At 58.8% G+C, this 15527-nt stretch carries 21 protein-coding genes; 16 read left to right on the top strand and 5 right to left on the bottom strand.

The genetic code is table 11. The features are described from left to right. The first annotated feature begins 53 nt into the window (after positions 1-53). The 3 genes from rplN to rplE are packed head-to-tail and all read left to right on the top strand — an operon-like array spanning position 54 to position 1295. A complete protein-coding gene (gene rplN / locus QP909_RS02445) occupies positions 54-422 on the top strand; it encodes a 50S ribosomal protein L14 (protein ID WP_049378875.1) in 369 nt (122 codons plus the stop codon). 4 nt (positions 423-426) lie between these two features. Then, positions 427-741 (top strand): 50S ribosomal protein L24, encoded by a 315-nt coding sequence (gene rplX / locus QP909_RS02440; protein WP_049378876.1) that lies wholly within the window; start codon positions 427-429, stop codon positions 739-741. A 2-nt stretch (positions 742-743) separates the two neighbouring features. Next, positions 744-1295, top strand: a complete 552-nt coding sequence (gene rplE, locus QP909_RS02435) for a 50S ribosomal protein L5 (RefSeq protein ID WP_005322808.1) — start codon at positions 744-746, stop codon at positions 1293-1295. Between the two features lie 108 nt (positions 1296-1403). Here the strand turns inward: rplE and QP909_RS02430 are convergent, their stop codons facing one another. Next, entirely contained in the window at positions 1404-2285 is an 882-nt protein-coding gene (locus QP909_RS02430) for a hypothetical protein (RefSeq protein ID WP_284766011.1), read from the bottom strand. A gap of 141 nt (positions 2286-2426) precedes the next feature. On the opposite strand from QP909_RS02430, the gene QP909_RS02425 reads away from it, so the two are divergent. Then, a complete protein-coding gene (locus tag QP909_RS02425; RefSeq protein WP_284766010.1) occupies positions 2427-3212 on the top strand; it encodes a formate/nitrite transporter family protein in 786 nt (261 codons plus the stop codon). Here the strand turns inward: QP909_RS02425 and fdhD are convergent. Together fdhD and QP909_RS02415 are read right to left on the bottom strand one after the other, a co-directional pair. Beyond that, positions 3209-4027: a formate dehydrogenase accessory sulfurtransferase FdhD gene (fdhD, locus tag QP909_RS02420; RefSeq protein ID WP_284766009.1), complete on the bottom strand. Its 819-nt coding sequence runs from the start codon at positions 4025-4027 to the stop codon at positions 3209-3211. The genes QP909_RS02425 and fdhD overlap by 4 nt on opposite strands. Next, positions 4027-4275 (bottom strand): DUF6457 domain-containing protein, encoded by a 249-nt coding sequence (locus QP909_RS02415; RefSeq protein WP_284766008.1) that lies wholly within the window; start codon positions 4273-4275, stop codon positions 4027-4029. The genes fdhD and QP909_RS02415 overlap by 1 nt, the downstream gene beginning before the upstream one ends. Positions 4276-4630: 355 nt before the next feature. On the opposite strand from QP909_RS02415, the gene rpsH reads away from it, so the two are divergent. The 7 genes from rpsH (at position 4631) to QP909_RS02380 (ending at position 8005) form a co-directional block, all read left to right on the top strand. Next, on the top strand, positions 4631-5014 hold the full coding sequence (gene rpsH, locus QP909_RS02410) for a 30S ribosomal protein S8 (RefSeq protein WP_005322799.1): 384 nt from the start codon (positions 4631-4633) through the stop codon (positions 5012-5014). Positions 5015-5029: 15 nt separating this feature from the next. Further along, positions 5030-5566: a 50S ribosomal protein L6 gene (gene rplF / locus QP909_RS02405; RefSeq protein WP_005322792.1), complete on the top strand. Its 537-nt coding sequence runs from the start codon at positions 5030-5032 to the stop codon at positions 5564-5566. 3 nt (positions 5567-5569) lie between these two features. Further along, positions 5570-5971, top strand: coding sequence for a 50S ribosomal protein L18 (gene rplR / locus QP909_RS02400; protein WP_005322788.1), 402 nt, complete (start codon positions 5570-5572; stop codon positions 5969-5971). A 40-nt stretch (positions 5972-6011) separates the two neighbouring features. Continuing rightward, positions 6012-6635: a 30S ribosomal protein S5 gene (gene rpsE, locus QP909_RS02395; protein WP_005322780.1), complete on the top strand. Its 624-nt coding sequence runs from the start codon at positions 6012-6014 to the stop codon at positions 6633-6635. A gap of 3 nt (positions 6636-6638) precedes the next feature. Further along, complete coding sequence (gene rpmD, locus QP909_RS02390; protein ID WP_239278110.1) at positions 6639-6824, top strand: 50S ribosomal protein L30; 186 nt, start codon at positions 6639-6641, stop codon at positions 6822-6824. A 3-nt stretch (positions 6825-6827) separates the two neighbouring features. Then, entirely contained in the window at positions 6828-7274 is a 447-nt protein-coding gene (rplO, locus tag QP909_RS02385) for a 50S ribosomal protein L15 (RefSeq protein ID WP_005322777.1), read from the top strand. Positions 7275-7516: 242 nt separating this feature from the next. Beyond that, entirely contained in the window at positions 7517-8005 is a 489-nt protein-coding gene (locus QP909_RS02380; protein ID WP_284766007.1) for a hypothetical protein, read from the top strand. A 110-nt stretch (positions 8006-8115) separates the two neighbouring features. Here QP909_RS02380 and QP909_RS02375 read toward each other — a convergent pair whose 3' ends face one another. Both QP909_RS02375 and QP909_RS02370 read right to left on the bottom strand, forming a co-directional pair. Then, positions 8116-9618, bottom strand: coding sequence for an FAD-binding oxidoreductase (locus QP909_RS02375; protein ID WP_284766006.1), 1503 nt, complete (start codon positions 9616-9618; stop codon positions 8116-8118). 11 nt (positions 9619-9629) lie between these two features. Further along, positions 9630-10937, bottom strand: a complete 1308-nt coding sequence (locus QP909_RS02370; protein ID WP_284766005.1) for a class I SAM-dependent methyltransferase — start codon at positions 10935-10937, stop codon at positions 9630-9632. 372 nt (positions 10938-11309) lie between these two features. Here QP909_RS02370 and secY point away from each other — a divergent pair, with 372 nt between their 5' ends. The 5 genes from secY to infA all read left to right on the top strand — a co-directional run bounded on the left by secY (position 11310) and on the right by infA (position 15375). Continuing rightward, on the top strand, positions 11310-12635 hold the full coding sequence (gene secY, locus QP909_RS02365) for a preprotein translocase subunit SecY (RefSeq protein ID WP_284766004.1): 1326 nt from the start codon (positions 11310-11312) through the stop codon (positions 12633-12635). Then, a complete protein-coding gene (locus QP909_RS02360) occupies positions 12635-13180 on the top strand; it encodes an adenylate kinase (protein WP_239278104.1) in 546 nt (181 codons plus the stop codon). The genes secY and QP909_RS02360 overlap by 1 nt, the downstream gene beginning before the upstream one ends. A gap of 2 nt (positions 13181-13182) precedes the next feature. Then, the gene (gene map / locus QP909_RS02355; protein ID WP_284766003.1) at positions 13183-13977 is read left to right on the top strand and encodes a type I methionyl aminopeptidase; all 795 of its coding nucleotides are present in this window, start codon (positions 13183-13185) and stop codon (positions 13975-13977) included. Positions 13978-14041: 64 nt separating this feature from the next. Next, positions 14042-14893, top strand: coding sequence for a L,D-transpeptidase (locus QP909_RS02350; protein ID WP_284766002.1), 852 nt, complete (start codon positions 14042-14044; stop codon positions 14891-14893). A gap of 263 nt (positions 14894-15156) precedes the next feature. After that, positions 15157-15375 carry a translation initiation factor IF-1 gene (gene infA / locus QP909_RS02345; RefSeq protein ID WP_004566852.1) on the top strand — a complete coding sequence of 73 codons (219 nt, stop codon included), beginning with the start codon at positions 15157-15159 and terminating at the stop codon, positions 15373-15375. Positions 15376-15527 lie beyond the last annotated feature (152 nt).

Genomic DNA, 15527 nt, shown 5'->3' with positions numbered 1-15527 from the left:
TGTGGCAAGGACGGAAATCTTACCGCACATCAATCCAGGTCAGGAGACCCATAGTGATTCAGCAAGAATCGCGTCTGCGCGTCGCCGACAACTCTGGTGCACGTGAACTGCTGTGCATCCGCGTTCTCGGCGGCTCTGTCCGACGCTCCGCTGGCATCGGCGACGTCATCGTCGCGACTGTCAAGGACGCTGTCCCAGGTGGCAACGTCAAGGAAGGCGACATTGTAAAGGCAGTTATCGTCCGCGCGAAGAAGGAAACCCGTCGTCCAGACGGCTCCTACATTCGCTTTGACGAGAACGCTGCAGTTGTTCTCAAGGGCGATAGCGAGCCTCGTGGTACCCGTATCTTCGGACCGGTTGCTCGCGAACTTCGTGACAAGCGTTTCATGAAGATCGTTTCTCTCGCACCGGAGGTGATCTAGTCTTATGAAGATCCATAAGGGAGATATGGTGATCGTCATTTCGGGCCCAGATAAGGGCGCGAAGGGCAAGGTCATCGAGGCATACCCAAAGCGTGAAAAGGTCCTCGTAGAGGGCGTTAACCGCATCAAGAAGCACGTCGCAAACTCTGCTGCCGAGCGTGGCGCCGAGTCCGGCGGAATCGTTACCCAGGAAGCTCCGATCCACGTGTCTAACGTTGCGATCGTTGACTCCGAAGGCAACCCGACCCGCGTGGGCTACCGTTTCGACGAGAACGGCAAGAAGGTCCGTATCGCGCGTAGCAACGGGAAGGACATCTAAAAATGAGCGAGAACTACACCCCGCGTCTGAAGACTCGCTACCGCGAGGAAATCCGCAAGTCCCTGAATGACGAGTTCAAGTACGACAACGTCATGCAGATCCCTGGTGTCACCAAGGTCGTCGTCAACATGGGTGTTGGCGAAGCCGCACGTGACTCCAAGGTCATCAACGGCGCACTCGAGGACCTGACCGCTATTACCGGTCAGAAGCCGCAGCTGCGTCGTGCTAAGAAGTCCATCGCGAACTTCAAGCTTCGTGAGGGCATGCCCATCGGCGCACGCGTTACCCTGCGCGGCGACCGTATGTGGGAGTTCTTGGACCGCCTGCTGACCATCGCGCTGCCACGTATTCGTGACTTCCGCGGCCTGTCTGATCAGCAGTTCGACGGCCACGGCAACTACACCTTCGGCCTGTCCGAGCAGTCCATGTTCTACGAGATCGACATCGACAAGATCGATCGCCCTCGTGGTATGGACATCACCGTCGTTACCACCGCTACTAACGACGACGAGGGCCGCAAGCTCCTGCGCGAGCTCGGCTTCCCGTTCAAGTAAATAGAGCGCTAAAAATCCCAACTCCCCGGAAGGGGCGTTGGGATTTTCTAGTTTTACCGAGCATCTTGATTTCAAAGATGCGGAGGCGCTGGCGTGTGCGGGCCTGGCTTAAGCGCTTTCGGCCTCTGTGCGCGTGGTGCCCTCATACTGCCAGCCGACGACCGCGTTGCGCACCGCTGGCTCCAGCGGATTCGCAGGTTGGATACAACTGATGGTGAGTAGGCGGCCGGGCATGGGGCCATCGCCCCAGATAGAGGCGTCGTCAGACAGGCCTTGCTTATCAGGGTCGTGCAGGTCAGTTGCGGTATAGATGAGCCAGTTCTGCCCGGAGTCTTGGGTGCGTACGTAGAGCTTGTCTCCCAGATGAACCTTGTGCTCATTGGCGGAGCCATCGTAGAGGTTATTGAATACGCCTGGCACGCCCGCACCCGTATGCCCGGCGATGACTACGATGTCCTGGGCCGTCGTGCCCGGCAGTGAATAAGGACGGTCTTCGGCTGTATAGGTGCAGGCCTTATTCATGGAATCCGGATTGATGGCGCCGTTAACTACACGGCAGGAGCCGTCCTGGAAATCGGCATGGACCTCAATAGCCGGGATGAAGAGCTCGACCGCAGGTGAAGGGTCGATGGCAGGCGCCTCTTCTGCGGTGACTTCATTGGTCTCTAGTCCCTCTGGAGGCTTGACCACGCGGTTAATTGTGCTAGCGAGTAACACGGTGGCGACGATGCCGATAACCACGCGAAGGATGCCAGAGGACTTCCATACCCTTTTGATCCGCTCCCACAGGGTGGGTTTGCGGCGGTGCCGGGGAAGCGATGTGTCCTCAATGCGGCGCGGTGGGCGGCGGCGCTGTTGTTGGCGGGTGCGCGTTTCGGTCTGGCGCCATTGGCGATCAGCATCTGTGCGGTCGGATCGCGATGGAACGCTCCGGCGCCCATGAGCGGGAAGCCGATTCGGTTCCCTCCGCGGCCGGTAGTGGGAATCCATGCGACCTCCGAAGAGAAATTAAGGGTTATAGGAAAGCTCTAGCTTACAACGCAGGGGTATGCATACCCGGAATTGACGCGGAATCAGGTGGTCACGATAAGATTAGAGCGATTTAATTCGCTCTAATTAATGAGGTAAAAGATGTCTCTCAATGATGCCGCAAAGGCGGCGGCTGTCAAGAAGGTCACCTTATTAGATGAATCCTTCGCTCGCTTTGCAGTTCGTGCTACTTTGGCCGGCGTGTACCTGTGCATCGGTACCGCCTTCGCCGGTGTGGTAGGCCAAGCCGTCAACGGCGTTGCGCCGGGAATGGGCTCCGTGGCTTTTGCCCTATTTTTCGGCGTAGGCCTATTCGCCATTTTGCTCTTGGGTGCGGATCTGGCTACCGGCAACATGATGTACATGGTCTATGCCGCCAGCAATAAACACGTGGCATGGGGCAAGGCCTTTTACTTGCTGCTTATTACCACCATTTTCAACCTGGTGGGGGCGATCATCTTTGCCGCCATTATGGCGATGTCCGCCAAATTTGCTGACTTGGATCCTTCGCACCTGCTGGTGACGGTTTCTGAAGGCAAGCTCATCAAGTCCCCGCAAGGCATGCTGGTAGAGGCCATCGCCGCGAACTTCGTGGTCAACATGGGCATCGTCGGTGCCATCTTTGCCAAGGATGCGGCTTCAAAGTTCTTTGTCATCATCCCGATTATCGGAGCCTTTGTAGCGTTGGGCTTGGAGCACGTTATCGCGAACTTCTGCTTGTTTAGCATCACGCTATTCGCCTCCGATCCGGTGCCTGCAACTCTGACCGCCGGCAACGTAGCTCTCAATTGGATCCTGGTATGGATCGGCAACTTCATCGGTGGCGGCCTATTGGTTGGCGGCGTATACGCCTGGCTTAACCGCGGGCCGGAGGCCTACCGCGATTAGGCGAGCTCGCCGGAATACAGATTAAAGCGGTCGCCGCGGGCGAAGCCGACGAGCGCCATGCCGGTTTCGCGGGCCGTTTCTACGGCCAGGGAGGAGGCGGCGCTGACGGCAACCAGCATGCCAAAGCCGGCCATCGTAGCCTTTTGGACGAGCTCGAAGCTGGCGCGCGAGCTCATCACCAAAATGAGGTCATCGGCGGGGAGTCGTTCCTCTAATAGGAGGTGGCCGATGACCTTATCTGCGGCATTGTGACGGCCGATGTCCTCGCGGATGACTACCGGTTCACCGTCTAAGGTGAACGCACCGGCGGCGTGGATGCCGCCGGTCTTTTTAAATTGCTTCTGCTCGGCCCGAAGCTTGTCTGGCAGCTTGGCGACGACATAGGGGTCCACTGGTATATGCGGAATCGGGTAGCGGGTCTGCTTAGTCAAAGCCTCGATAGAAGAGGTGCCGCATACTCCGCAGGCAGAATTTGTGGTGGTCAACCGAAGATCGCTCAGATCCAGCACATTCTTCTTCGCCAGATCGATGTCGAGCAGGTTGTAGGTATTCATGCCGTTGACGGTGGCGCCGGCGCAGTAGCGGGCCTCGGTGACGTCGCTAAGCGAAGCAATATGGCCCTCTGAATGCAAGAATCCATGCGCCAGCTCAATGTCATGGCCGGGAGTGCGCATGGTGGTGGTGATGGTCTGGCCGCCCGCGCGGATTTCCAGGGGCTCCTCGCCGGCGACGGTATCGGCGCGGGTATCGACCTGCAGGCCATCTCCCAGGCGGACCTTGGTGACGGCAAAAGTAGAGTTCTTGCGGCCGGCCATTACTGCAGCTCCTGCTTCAGGACATCGATATTGCTGCGGGCTTCCTCTGCGTTGCCGGAAGCTAGTCCCACGAGGAAGGCAGTAAGTGGGGCCGCGGGGCGGGAGCGCTTGTGCGCGACGTCCTTGGTGAGGTCCAGGATTTCGCGGGTGAGTGCGGTCGCCTCCTGGGGATCGAGGCCGAGGTGACGGGCGGCTTCTTCGAGCCACTCGTGTGCGGATTGGATGGGGTCCTCGTGTGTTTGGCTCATCACCATCTCCTTATTCACGTTCGTGCTGGTCTCGACTCTAATGAAGGCACAAGACTATTTGGAAAACCGCAGGTTATGGCGTAGCATAGTACCTCGTGCTTGCGCCGAGGCGTCAGCGTGCCCCAATCATTACGGATTTTGGCGCGCTGAGCTGCAGAAAGCGCCGAGCCGATGCAAGAACTGAACATCAACTTTGTTGTAGGCCCCTCGCCGTAGATAGCGGACCGTTGTCTGAATCAAAGGGTGGCGAGCGCCTTACGGTATTGACCGTAGGGAGCGTGAGTAGCCCGAAATCACACGGAGAACGCTTTGGTGAGCACGGGAACCGCAACGAGAAAGGTACACGGTCACTCATATGACTATGACTGATCCTATTGCCGACATGCTGTCGCGCGTGCGCAACGCAAGTAATGCGCACCATGACACCGTGTCGATGCCTACCTCCAAGCTGAAGGCAAACATTGCCGACATCTTGAAGCAGGAAGGCTACATCGCTGACTACACCGTCGAGGGCCACACCCTGTCCCTCGAGCTGAAGTACAACAACCGCGAGCGCTCCCTGTCTGGCCTGCGTCGCGTGTCTAAGCCGGGTCTGCGTGTGTACGCAAAGTCCACCGAACTGCCACAGGTCTTGGGCGGCCTGGGCGTGGCTATCATTTCCACGTCCCACGGCGTGCTGACTGACCGTCAGGCTGAGGAGAAGGGCGTAGGCGGAGAAGTTCTCGCCTACGTCTGGTAAAGGGAGGTTTGACACATGTCTCGAGTCGGTCTAGCACCAATCGCCGTACCGAACGGCGTCGAAATCAAGATCAACGGCCAAGACGTTGAGGTTAAGGGCCCAAAGGGCACCCAGAGCGTTAACGTTCCAGAGCCTATCGCCATCAACCTGGAAGACGGCGTACTGTCCGTCTCCCGCCCTGATGACCACCGCAAGCACCGTGCTCTGCACGGTCTGTCCCGCTCCCTGCTGAACAACGCCGTTGTTGGCGTGACCGAGGGCTACACCATCAAGATGGAAATCTTCGGTGTCGGCTACCGTGTCCAGCAGAAGGGTAAGGACCTGGAATTCAGCCTGGGCTACTCCCACCCGATCCTCATCGAGGCTCCGGAGGGAATTACCTTCGCAGTGGACGGCGCAACCAAGCTGTCCATTACCGGTATTGACAAGCAACTAGTCGGACAGATCGCCGCAAATATCCGTCGTCTGCGTAAGGACGATCCTTACAAGGGCAAGGGTATTCGCTACGAGGGCGAGCAGATCCGTCGCAAGGTCGGAAAGACGGGTAAGTAAGCAATGGCAAACACTGAAAACACCAAGCGCACTCCAGTCGGCAAGGACATTTCCTCTCGTCGTCGCGAAGCACGCGCACGCCGTCACTTCCGTATCCGTAAGACCCTGCGTGGCACCCCTGAGGCACCGCGCCTGGTTCTTCACCGCTCCTCCCGTCACATGCACGTACAGGTCATCGATGACCTGGCAGGCCACACCCTGGTCTCCGCATCCTCCATGGAGGCGGACGTTCGTGCACTCGAGGGCGATAAGAAGGCCAAGGCTGCCAAGGTAGGCGAGCTGGTTGCCGAGCGCGCTAAGGCCGCTGGCATCGAGCACGTCGTATTTGACCGCGCAGGCTACAAGTACCACGGCCGCGTCGCTGCGCTGGCTGACGCCGCACGTGAAGGTGGTCTGAAGTTCTAATGATCATCGTCAACGGAAACATCAACGGAAGGAACGCCTAATGTCGGACCGTGAACAGCGTGACGGCGGACGCTCCGCCGAGAACAACAAGAACAACCGCGGTGGCAACGGCCGCCGCAACGATCGTCGTAACCAGCAGGACAACGAGCGCGATAAGTACATCGAGCGCGTTGTGACCATCAACCGCGTCTCCAAGACCGTTAAGGGTGGCCGCAACATGTCCTTCACCGCCCTCGTCGTCGTTGGTGACGGCCAGGGTCAGGTTGGCGTTGGCTACGGCAAGGCCAAGGAAGTCCCGGCCGCAATCCAGAAGGGCGCTGAAGAGGCTCGCAAGAACTTCTTCCGCGTTCCGATGATTGCCGGCACCATCACCCACCCGGTTGAGGGTCGCGACGCAGCTGGCATCGTCATGATGAAGCCTGCCGCACCTGGTACCGGTGTTATCGCTGGTGGTGCTGCTCGTCCAGTGCTCGAATGCGCTGGCGTGCAGGACATCCTGTCGAAGTCCCTGGGCTCCGACAATGCACTCAACGTCGTCCGCGCTACCGTGGACGGCCTCAAGCAGCTGGTCCGCCCTGAAGAGGTTGCCGCACGTCGTGGCAAGTCCATCGAAGAGGTCACCCCGGCCCGTATGCTGCGCAAGCGCGCAGGTCAGGAGGCATAAGCAATGGCTCTGAAGATTACACAGGTAAAGGGCCTGGTGGGCACCAAGCCGAACCACCGCAAGAACATTGAGGCTCTCGGCCTCAAGCGCATCGGTCACTCCGTAGTTAAGCAGGACACCCCGATCGTTCGCGGTATGGTTCACAAGGTTCGCCACCTGGTCACCGTCGAAGAAGTGGCAGGGGAGTAAACCATGGCTGATATCATCAAGCTGCACGACCTGCGCCCAACCGCAGGAGCAAACAAGCCTAAGACCCGCGTCGGCCGCGGTGAGGCATCCAAGGGTAAGACCGCTGGTCGCGGTACCAAGGGCACCGGTGCTCGTAAGCAGGTTTCCGCTGCTTTCGAGGGTGGCCAGATGCCGATCCACATGCGTCTGCCTAAGTTGAAGGGCTTCAAGAACCCGAACCATGTTGAGTACCAGGTAGTTAACGTAGCTGACCTGGCTGAGAAGTTCGCAGATGGCGGCGACATCACCGTTGCTGACATCGCAGCTGCCGGCCTGGTCCGCGCTAACAAGCCGGTCAAGGTTCTGGGCAACGGTGACATCAACGTTAAGTTGAACGTCACCGCTGACAAGTTCTCCAAGTCTGCTGTAGAGAAGATCGAGGCTGCTGGCGGTTCCGCCAACACCAAGTAATCTCCTCTAGGTAGATTTCATCCCCCTCTCCGCACACGCGGGGCAGGGGGATTTTTAGTGCTTTATGACGGACGCACCGGGGTTGGTGCGAATAGTTGGGCGGGGCGAATGCCAGCACTCGGCAGTGAACATTGTTGACAGCAAACCTTTATAAATAAATAAGGTTGGTGGTATAGCGATATATATTCACGAGTGTTACAGTCATCCTTAGTTGAAAATCATCTAACGTTAAGGAGCCTCTTATGTCGTCTGTTTCTTCCCTGCTCGCAACCGCAGTTGCTGCCATCATGCCATTTGCTGGCTCTACCGGCCCGGTCGATGCCCAAGAACAGCTCTCCCAGCCGGATCCTGCTGAGAACGCCCAGACCGCACCGGTCGAGGCTGGTGAGCAGCCTGCGCAGGACCAGCAGCCGGGCGCCCACGCTGAAAAGGGCCGTATCACCGGTGACAAGGAAGACGTCATCAACGGTGACGCAGAGGGTGCCGAAGAGGTCGACCCAGGGTTCAACGGTGGCAACCTGCAGAGCGGTAAGCTGGCCGTGCAGCGCGAGCTCGCCCTGGCTACCCAGGAGGCCGGCCACGAGTTCATGAAAATCGAGTTTAAGGACGATCACTCTGCTCACCTGACCTTCCCGGAGACCTACAACCCGGAGAAGGATGAGGCAGCTGTGCAGCGCGTCATGGACGCCCTGAAGATCAACGGCTACGACAACATCACCGCTGCCTACTAAAGCGCGAATGTCCCGAGACTTTGGGACGAAAAAGGAGGGTGGAACGCTCGGGGAGGGCGTTCCACCCTTTTTGCTTCTCCCACCAGAGTAGCCGCGGGGGGAGGAAAGGCCTAGGCCTCGTCCACGGTCTTTTCGTATAGGCCGGGGAAGCGGTCATCCGGGTCGGTAACCGCCTTAATGGTAGCGGGAAGGTTGCCGCCGTAGAGCTCTTCGAACTTCTCCCGGGAATAGAAGGCCTCTGAGTAGAGGGACTTGTGCCCGCCCAGCTCGTTGACCTTGGATTCGATGACTTTGTTGAACGCGCCATTATTCGGAGCGGAGGGATCCACATGATCCCCGTCCACGCCGGACCAAAAGCCAACGTTGACCCAGGTTTGTCCGGGGCGCAGCGGATACAGCGGCCATGGGTCAGCGGAGTCAGAGGCAATGTCGCCGGTGCCAACAAGTTCGTTTACGCCATCTCGCAGTCGGATAGGGCACAGCCACACCGGTTGTATATCGGAGGCGTTGAAGAACCAGTGGAGGAAGTCTGGCAGGTTCTCCGGGGTGACTTCAATATCCTGCACCACGCGCTCGGCGCGCGGCTTGCCGTGCGGCTTTTTGATGAAGTTATATTCCAGCTCGTACTTGCGGTCGAGGCGGACTAGCTTCCAATAGAAGGAGCTGCGGCGAAGCTCGCGCGGCCACACCTTGCGCACCTTCGGGTTCTGCGCACCAAAGGCGCGCGAGCACCAGAACCAGTCGGTATCCCAGCGCCAGATGTAATCGCGGATGGTGAGGCGATCGCGGCGGATGCCAGAGGCGTGCTGAAGGCTGCGGTAGTAAATCTTGTCCCGCGTGTAATCGGAGGTCGGTCCCTCCTCGTCAGTGAAGCGGGCAAAGACAAGGTAGGCCTCGTCCTCGGAGAAGACCACTCCGTCGAGGCCGTGGACGGGTTCGCCGCGGTGGGTGTGGGAAGAGGCGACGTCGGCAAGCGCGCGGCTCGCCTCCTCCACGGTGTGGAAACGCTCTTCGCGCAGCTCTACATAGGCGGGCACGGGTTCCAGCTCAATCTTGAGGCGCACCGCGTAGCCCAGCGAGCCATAGGAGTTGGGGAACAGGCGGAAGAGATCGACGTTGTCTTCGCGGGAGCAGGTGAGAATCTCCCCGGTGCCGGTAAGGACATCCATCTCCAGCACGGACTCGTGTGGGAGACCATTGCGGAAGCTGGTGGATTCCACGCCCATGCCAGTTACCGCACCGCCCAAAGTAATGGTCTTAAGCTGCGGTACGACGAAGGGCATGAGGCCATGGGGCAGGGTGGCATCGACTAAGTCCTCATAGGTGCACATGCCTTGCACATCGGCCGTGCGGGCAACTGGATCGACCTCAATGACGCCGCTAAGGCCGGACACATCGAGGCCCTCCTGCTCCTCGCTGCGGCTACGGAAGAGGTTGGAGGTCTTCTTAGCTAGGCGCACGCGCTTTCCGGCCGGGACAGCACGGAAGCTCGCCAGCAGCTTATCGACGCCCTCCTGGTGCGCCGTCCACCCCACCGGCTCAATGGGCATGGCATCCACCGGCCGCGGCTGGGCGGCGGCGAGGCGTTCACGCAGGTTATCAATGAGAGTCATGACACCCCTCCTTAAAAGCGGCTATCTTCCCACCAGCGGCGCTCGGGAACGCCGGCGCGGGAACCGGCCTCGCCCAGCTTGACGCCGAGGAAGTGATACAGGTTGATGATATTGCGCTCAAAGCCCCACTCAGATCCGGCCATATAAATGCCATAGAGGCGGGCGGTGGGCAGGCCCACGGTTGCGCAGGCCTCGTCCCAATTGTCCTTCAGGTTCTCGCACCAATCGTGCAGCGTGCGCATGTAATCAAAGCGCAGAGACTCGGTGTGAATGACTTCAAAGCCATTGTCCTGCATGGCCTTGGTGACATTGCCGGAGCCGGTGAGCTCGCCGTCAGGGAAGATATAGCGGTCAATGAAGCCGCCCTTGGGCGTCTTGTGATTATCCGGGTAGGTGATGTTGTGGTTGAGCATCAGGCCACCGACCTTCAATTTGCCGTGGAGGAACTTGAAGAAGTCGTTGTAGTTCTTCACGCCAATGTGCTCGATAATGCCGATGGCGGAGATAGCATCGAAGCCCTCTTCGGTGATATCGCGGTAGTCCATGAAGCGGACCTCCGCCAAGTCTTGGAGGCCTTCCTCCTCAATCTTGCGCTGGCCCCACTCGGCCTGTTCCTTGGAGAGGGTGACGCCGATGGACTTCACGCCGCGGCGTGCCGCGTAGCGCACCATACCGCCCCAGCCGCAGCCCACATCCAAGTGGCGGTCGCCCTCTTTGAGGCGGAGTTTGTCAAAGATGAGGCGGTACTTATTTTCCTGCGCTTCCTCTAGCGTGGCGTCTGGGGAGGGGTAGTAGGCGCAGGTGTAGGTCATCGAATCGCCCAAGAACAGCTCGTAGAAATCATTGCCAACGTCATAGTGATCAGAAATGACATCGGCATCGCGCTGTTTCGAGTGCTTGGACAGGCCGTCGTGTAGCTTGCGGCGCAGCCATGAAGCGCGCTCCACCTCGGGGACCGGCTGGATTTGGAAGGCGCCCATGGATGCTAGGGAGCGAACAACGCGCGCCAGGGTCTTGACATCCGGCTTCTGGAATTTGTCATACATGGCATGCAGCGCATCAAAAATTCCATAGGGGTGGGCCGGGTGATCGCCATGCACCGTGATGCCGTCCGTGACATATGCACGCGCAAAACCGACATCGCCGGGATGGGTAGCAATAAAAGAGAGGCCCTCAAGGCTATTAATAGTCACCTTGTATTGGGCGTCTTCTGGTCCGGTCGCGGACCCGTCAAAGGCCTCCCAGCGGAAGGGGTTGGGGCTAGGGACAAAAACGTCGATGATCTCAGCAACGGTCATCGGCGTGAATTTCTTGCTCATAAGTACTTCTTTCGAAACATTTGGTTCACACCAATAACGGCCTCGAAGCGCAAGGCTGTGAGGTCGGAGACTATTTAAGGGGATTGCGCGGGGGCAATACCCCTCATGGTAAACCCCGGATGCAAAACGCGCGAAAGATCAAGCAATCATGGTCACACTATTGGGTCTTAATGTGGCTATGTGGGGTAAGGCTGGTAGGGTAATGGGGTCATAAGTGTTCAACCGTCCCTGAAGGAAACCTGAATTTCCCCTAAGCTTTCTGGCTCAGGGGGTGTGGTTTCCTAGGGGTAGATGAGTTTCCACCTCCGTGTGTGAACGCGAAACCCTCCCTAGATTTTGCGTTCGGCAGCGGTAGGCCAGGAGGATTTTGTAGTGTCCGCCATTGTCCAGGCTTTCAAGGATGCCGACCTACGTAAGAAGATCATCTTCACCATCGTGATGATCATCGCGTACCGCGTCGGTGCACAGATCCCGTCTCCGGGTGTTGACTATGCGTCTATTGCTGGCCGTTTGCGCCAGTTGACCGAGCAGTCCGGAGACCTTTACTCCGTCATCAACCTCTTCTCGGGTGGTGCGCTGCTGCAGCTGTCGATCTTCGCTATCGGCATCATGCCGTACATTACGGCGTCCATTATTGTGCAGCTGCTGACCGTGGTCATTCCTCGCTTTGAGGAATTGAAGAAGGAAGGCCAGTCCGGTCAGGCCAAGATGACCCAGTACACCCGCTACCTGACCCTCGCGTTGGCGTTGCTGCAATCCTCCGGCATCGTCGCGCTGGCAGACCGCGAGCAGCTGCTGGGCCAGGGCGTACCGGTCTTGGCAGATGACCGAAACTTCTTCACTCTCATCGTCTTGGTCATCACCATGACCTCCGGCGCTGTACTGGTGATGTGGATGGGTGAGCTCATCACCGAAAAGGGCATCGGTAACGGCATGTCCCTGCTCATCTTCGCTGGTATCGCAACCCGCCTGCCCACCGATGGTGCAAGCATCCTGCAGAACAATGGTGGACTCGTCTTCGCCATGGTGGTAGCCGGCTTGGTCGTCCTAGTTGTTGGCATTACCTTCATCGAGCAGGGCCAGCGCCGCATTCCGGTGCAGTACGCAAAGCGCATGGTCGGCCGCCGCCAGTACGGTGGTTCCTCTACCTACCTGCCGCTGAAGGTCAACCAGGCCGGCGTTATCCCGGTCATCTTCGCTTCCTCCCTTATCTACATGCCGGTCCTCATTACCCAGATTGTGAACTCTGGCTCCCCCGGCACCCCGGATAACTGGTGGCAGCGCAATGTCATCGCGCACCTGCAGGCACCTTCCTCCTGGCAGTACATCGTGCTGTACTTCGTCCTGACCATCTTCTTCGCTTACTTCTATGTCTCGGTCCAGTACGATCCGGCTGAGCAGGCGGATAATATGAAGAAGTACGGCGGCTTTATCCCGGGTATTCGCCCGGGCCGTCCGACCGCGGAGTACCTTGGTTATGTGATGAACCGTCTGCTGTGCGTGGGTGCCCTGTACCTGGCACTTATCGCCATCCTGCCGAATATCCTCTTGGACCTCGGCGTAGGCAGCTCCTCCGCCAGCGGCACCTCCGCCTTTGGTGGTACGGCCATCCTGATTATGGTCTCCGTCGCCTTGACTACGGTCAAGCAGATCGAGTCCCAGCTACTGCAATCCAACTACGAAGGACTACTTAAGTAATGCGTCTTGTACTTCTAGGACCTCCCGGTGCCGGCAAGGGCACCCAGGCAGCTATCCTCAGCGAGAAGCTGAACGTTCCGCACATCTCCACCGGCGACCTGTTCCGCGCCAATATTGGCGAAGGCACTCCGCTGGGTGTAGAGGCAAAGTCCTACATCGATGCAGGCAAGCTGGTACCTACCGACGTCACCGCCCGTATGGTCGAGGACCGCCTTAATCAGGATGACGCCAAGAATGGCTTCCTGCTGGATGGCTTCCCACGTACCACCGAGCAAGCAGACATCTTGGAGGAGCTGCTTGCTAAGAAGGGCGAGAAGCTCGACGGAGTTCTCAACTTCGAGGTCTCTGAGGATGTTGTTGTTGAGCGCATGATGGCCCGTGGCCGCGCCGACGATAATGAGGAGACTATCCGCACCCGCCTCGGTGTCTACCGCGAGGAAACCTTCCCGCTTATCGAGCACTACGGCGATGCCATCATCTCCATCAAGGCCGAAGGCGCCGTGGAGGAAATCAACGCCCGTGCGATGGAAGCACTGGGTAAGTAAGCATGGCTTTTCGACGCCGCAGTAAGCGCATCCCCGCCCGCACCCCGGGCGAGCTAGACGCCATGCAGGCCGCCGGCGAGATTGTTGGCAAGGCACTGCAGGAAGTCCGCGCTGCTGCGGCGTCTGGCGTATCTACCCTCGAGCTGGATGCGGTGGCTGAGCAGACCATTCGCGATGCCGGCGCCTATCCCACCTTCAAGGGGTACGAAGGATTTCCGGGCTCCATCTGTGCTTCCGTTAATGACGTCATCGTGCACGGCATTCCGGATGAGGAAACCATCCTGGCAGAAGGCGACTTGGTGTCCATCGATTGCGGTGCCACGCTCGATGGTTGGGTAGGCGATAGCGCTTGGTCCTTTGCAGTGGGTGAGCTCGATGCTGATGTCGCGGCCCTCAATAGGGCCACCGAGTATGTCCTTATGGAGGGCATGCAGGCTATGGTTCCGGGCAATCTGCTTACCGACGTCTCCCATGCCCTAGAGCAAGCCACCCGCCGGGCCGAGCAGAAGTTCGGCGTGGATCTTTTCATCGTGGATGGCTATGGCGGTCACGGCATCGGACGCACCATGCACGAGGATCCTTACCTGGCCAACGAGGGCCGCCCGGGCCGCGGCCCGCTGATCCAAGAAGGTTCCGTCCTAGCTATTGAACCCATGCTAACTTTGGGCACAGAGGATTCTGCCGTGCTAGAGGATGACTGGACGGTCGTTACCCTCGATGGCTCCTTTGCCGCTCACTGGGAGCATACGGTGGCCGCGACCGCCGATGGGCCCCGTATTCTTACCCGCCGCTACTGACATTTATTCCCCGATATGCCTGTTGCACTAGGCATATGCCCCTGAAAGGTTTATACTCACAGCCATGTCTAAATTTAGCTTCCGCAAGATCCGTGCCACGGTTGCAGCGCCCGCAGTCGCTGGCGTGGTGGCCTTGAGCACCACCATTGCGGCTCCTGCCGCTACCGCCCAGGAGATGCCGAACCTGGATCAGCTCAGCTCCAAGGCAAACTCCGACCTCGCTCAGTTCTCTTCCCAGTCCGGCCTGGATCAGCTCACCGCTGAGGCAAAGAAGCAGCTGGATAACTTCTACGGCCAGAGCCGCGAGCAGGCCTGGAATACCCGCAACCAGATCCTGGACCAAGCAGAGAAGTTCTCCCCGGAACTGGCACCTAGCGTCCAGACCGCTGTGGACGGCGCCGTAGAATTCCTCTTCCCAGGCTTGATTGCACAGAAGAATGAGGAAGCGCGCAAGGCCCGCGAGGCCGCTGCTCGCGCCAACGCTGAGCGCGTCGCTGCCGAGAAGGCTCGCTCTGAGGCTGCGGCACGCAAGGCGGAAGCACAGCGCCGCGCCAACCAGTTCGACCGTGGCCCGTGCCCGGCCGATGCGAAGGTTTGTGTCGACCTGAATGGTCGACGCACCTGGCTGCAGGATGGCGGCAAGGTGTCCTACGTGTCCCCGGCAATGTCCGCCGGCATGCGCGGTCAGGAAACCCCACGTGGCACTTTCCACGTGACCCGCAAGGTAGAGCATGAGATTTCCCGCGAGTTCAATAACGCGCCGATGCCGTACTCCATCTACTTCACCAATAACGGTCACGCCTTCCACCTGGATGACCCGGCCGTAGACTCCAATGGTTGCGTTCACCTGCCACCAGACGCTGCAAAGCGCTACTGGGATAATGTGCAGGTTGGCGATAAGGTCTTTATCTACTAAGGCCCGCGCTTAAGCGAAAGCCTCATCCCCCGAACCAGCTCCCGAGAAGGAGAATCGGTTCGGGGGATTTTGCTGGCTTAAGGTGAGGGACGGGCGAGTGAGCGGGGCGTCGGAAAGCGCAGCGGTTTGGAAAACGTGTCGCTGCAGCGTATGCTGTTAAGTCGGTGTATAGCGTCAGCGAGCCTGGCGCGGATACGCCACCGCAGTAGACAACAAACATGCAGGTGACGGCACACTTGTCCGTCGCCAGAAAAGTAGAGGTTATGGCTAAGGAAGGCGCAATCGAGGTAGAAGGCCGCATTATCGAGCCTTTGCCCAACGCAATGTTCCGTGTCGAGCTCGACAATGGACACAAGGTTCTTGCACATATTTCTGGCAAGATGCGTCAGCACTACATTCGCATCCTCCCAGAGGACCGTGTGGTTGTAGAGCTGTCTCCTTATGACCTGACCCGCGGACGCATCGTCTACCGCTACAAGTAAAGACAGTAAGCCTCCTCACCCAAGGGTGAACCCGTAGGTTCACTCTGTCCACCTCAGGCTACGGTGGCCTGAGCCCGCACTGGTAAGCAACCCAAGGATTCCCGGCACGGTCCGGGCGAAGCGTTGCATGGAGCGGGACGGATGGGGAGAAA

It is taken from the genome of Corynebacterium sp. MSK195, from assembly GCF_030228885.1.
GTDB lineage: Bacteria > Actinomycetota > Actinomycetes > Mycobacteriales > Mycobacteriaceae > Corynebacterium.
Note: the sequence above shows the minus strand (reverse complement) of the source record. Positions and strands in the feature narration are given on the sequence as shown.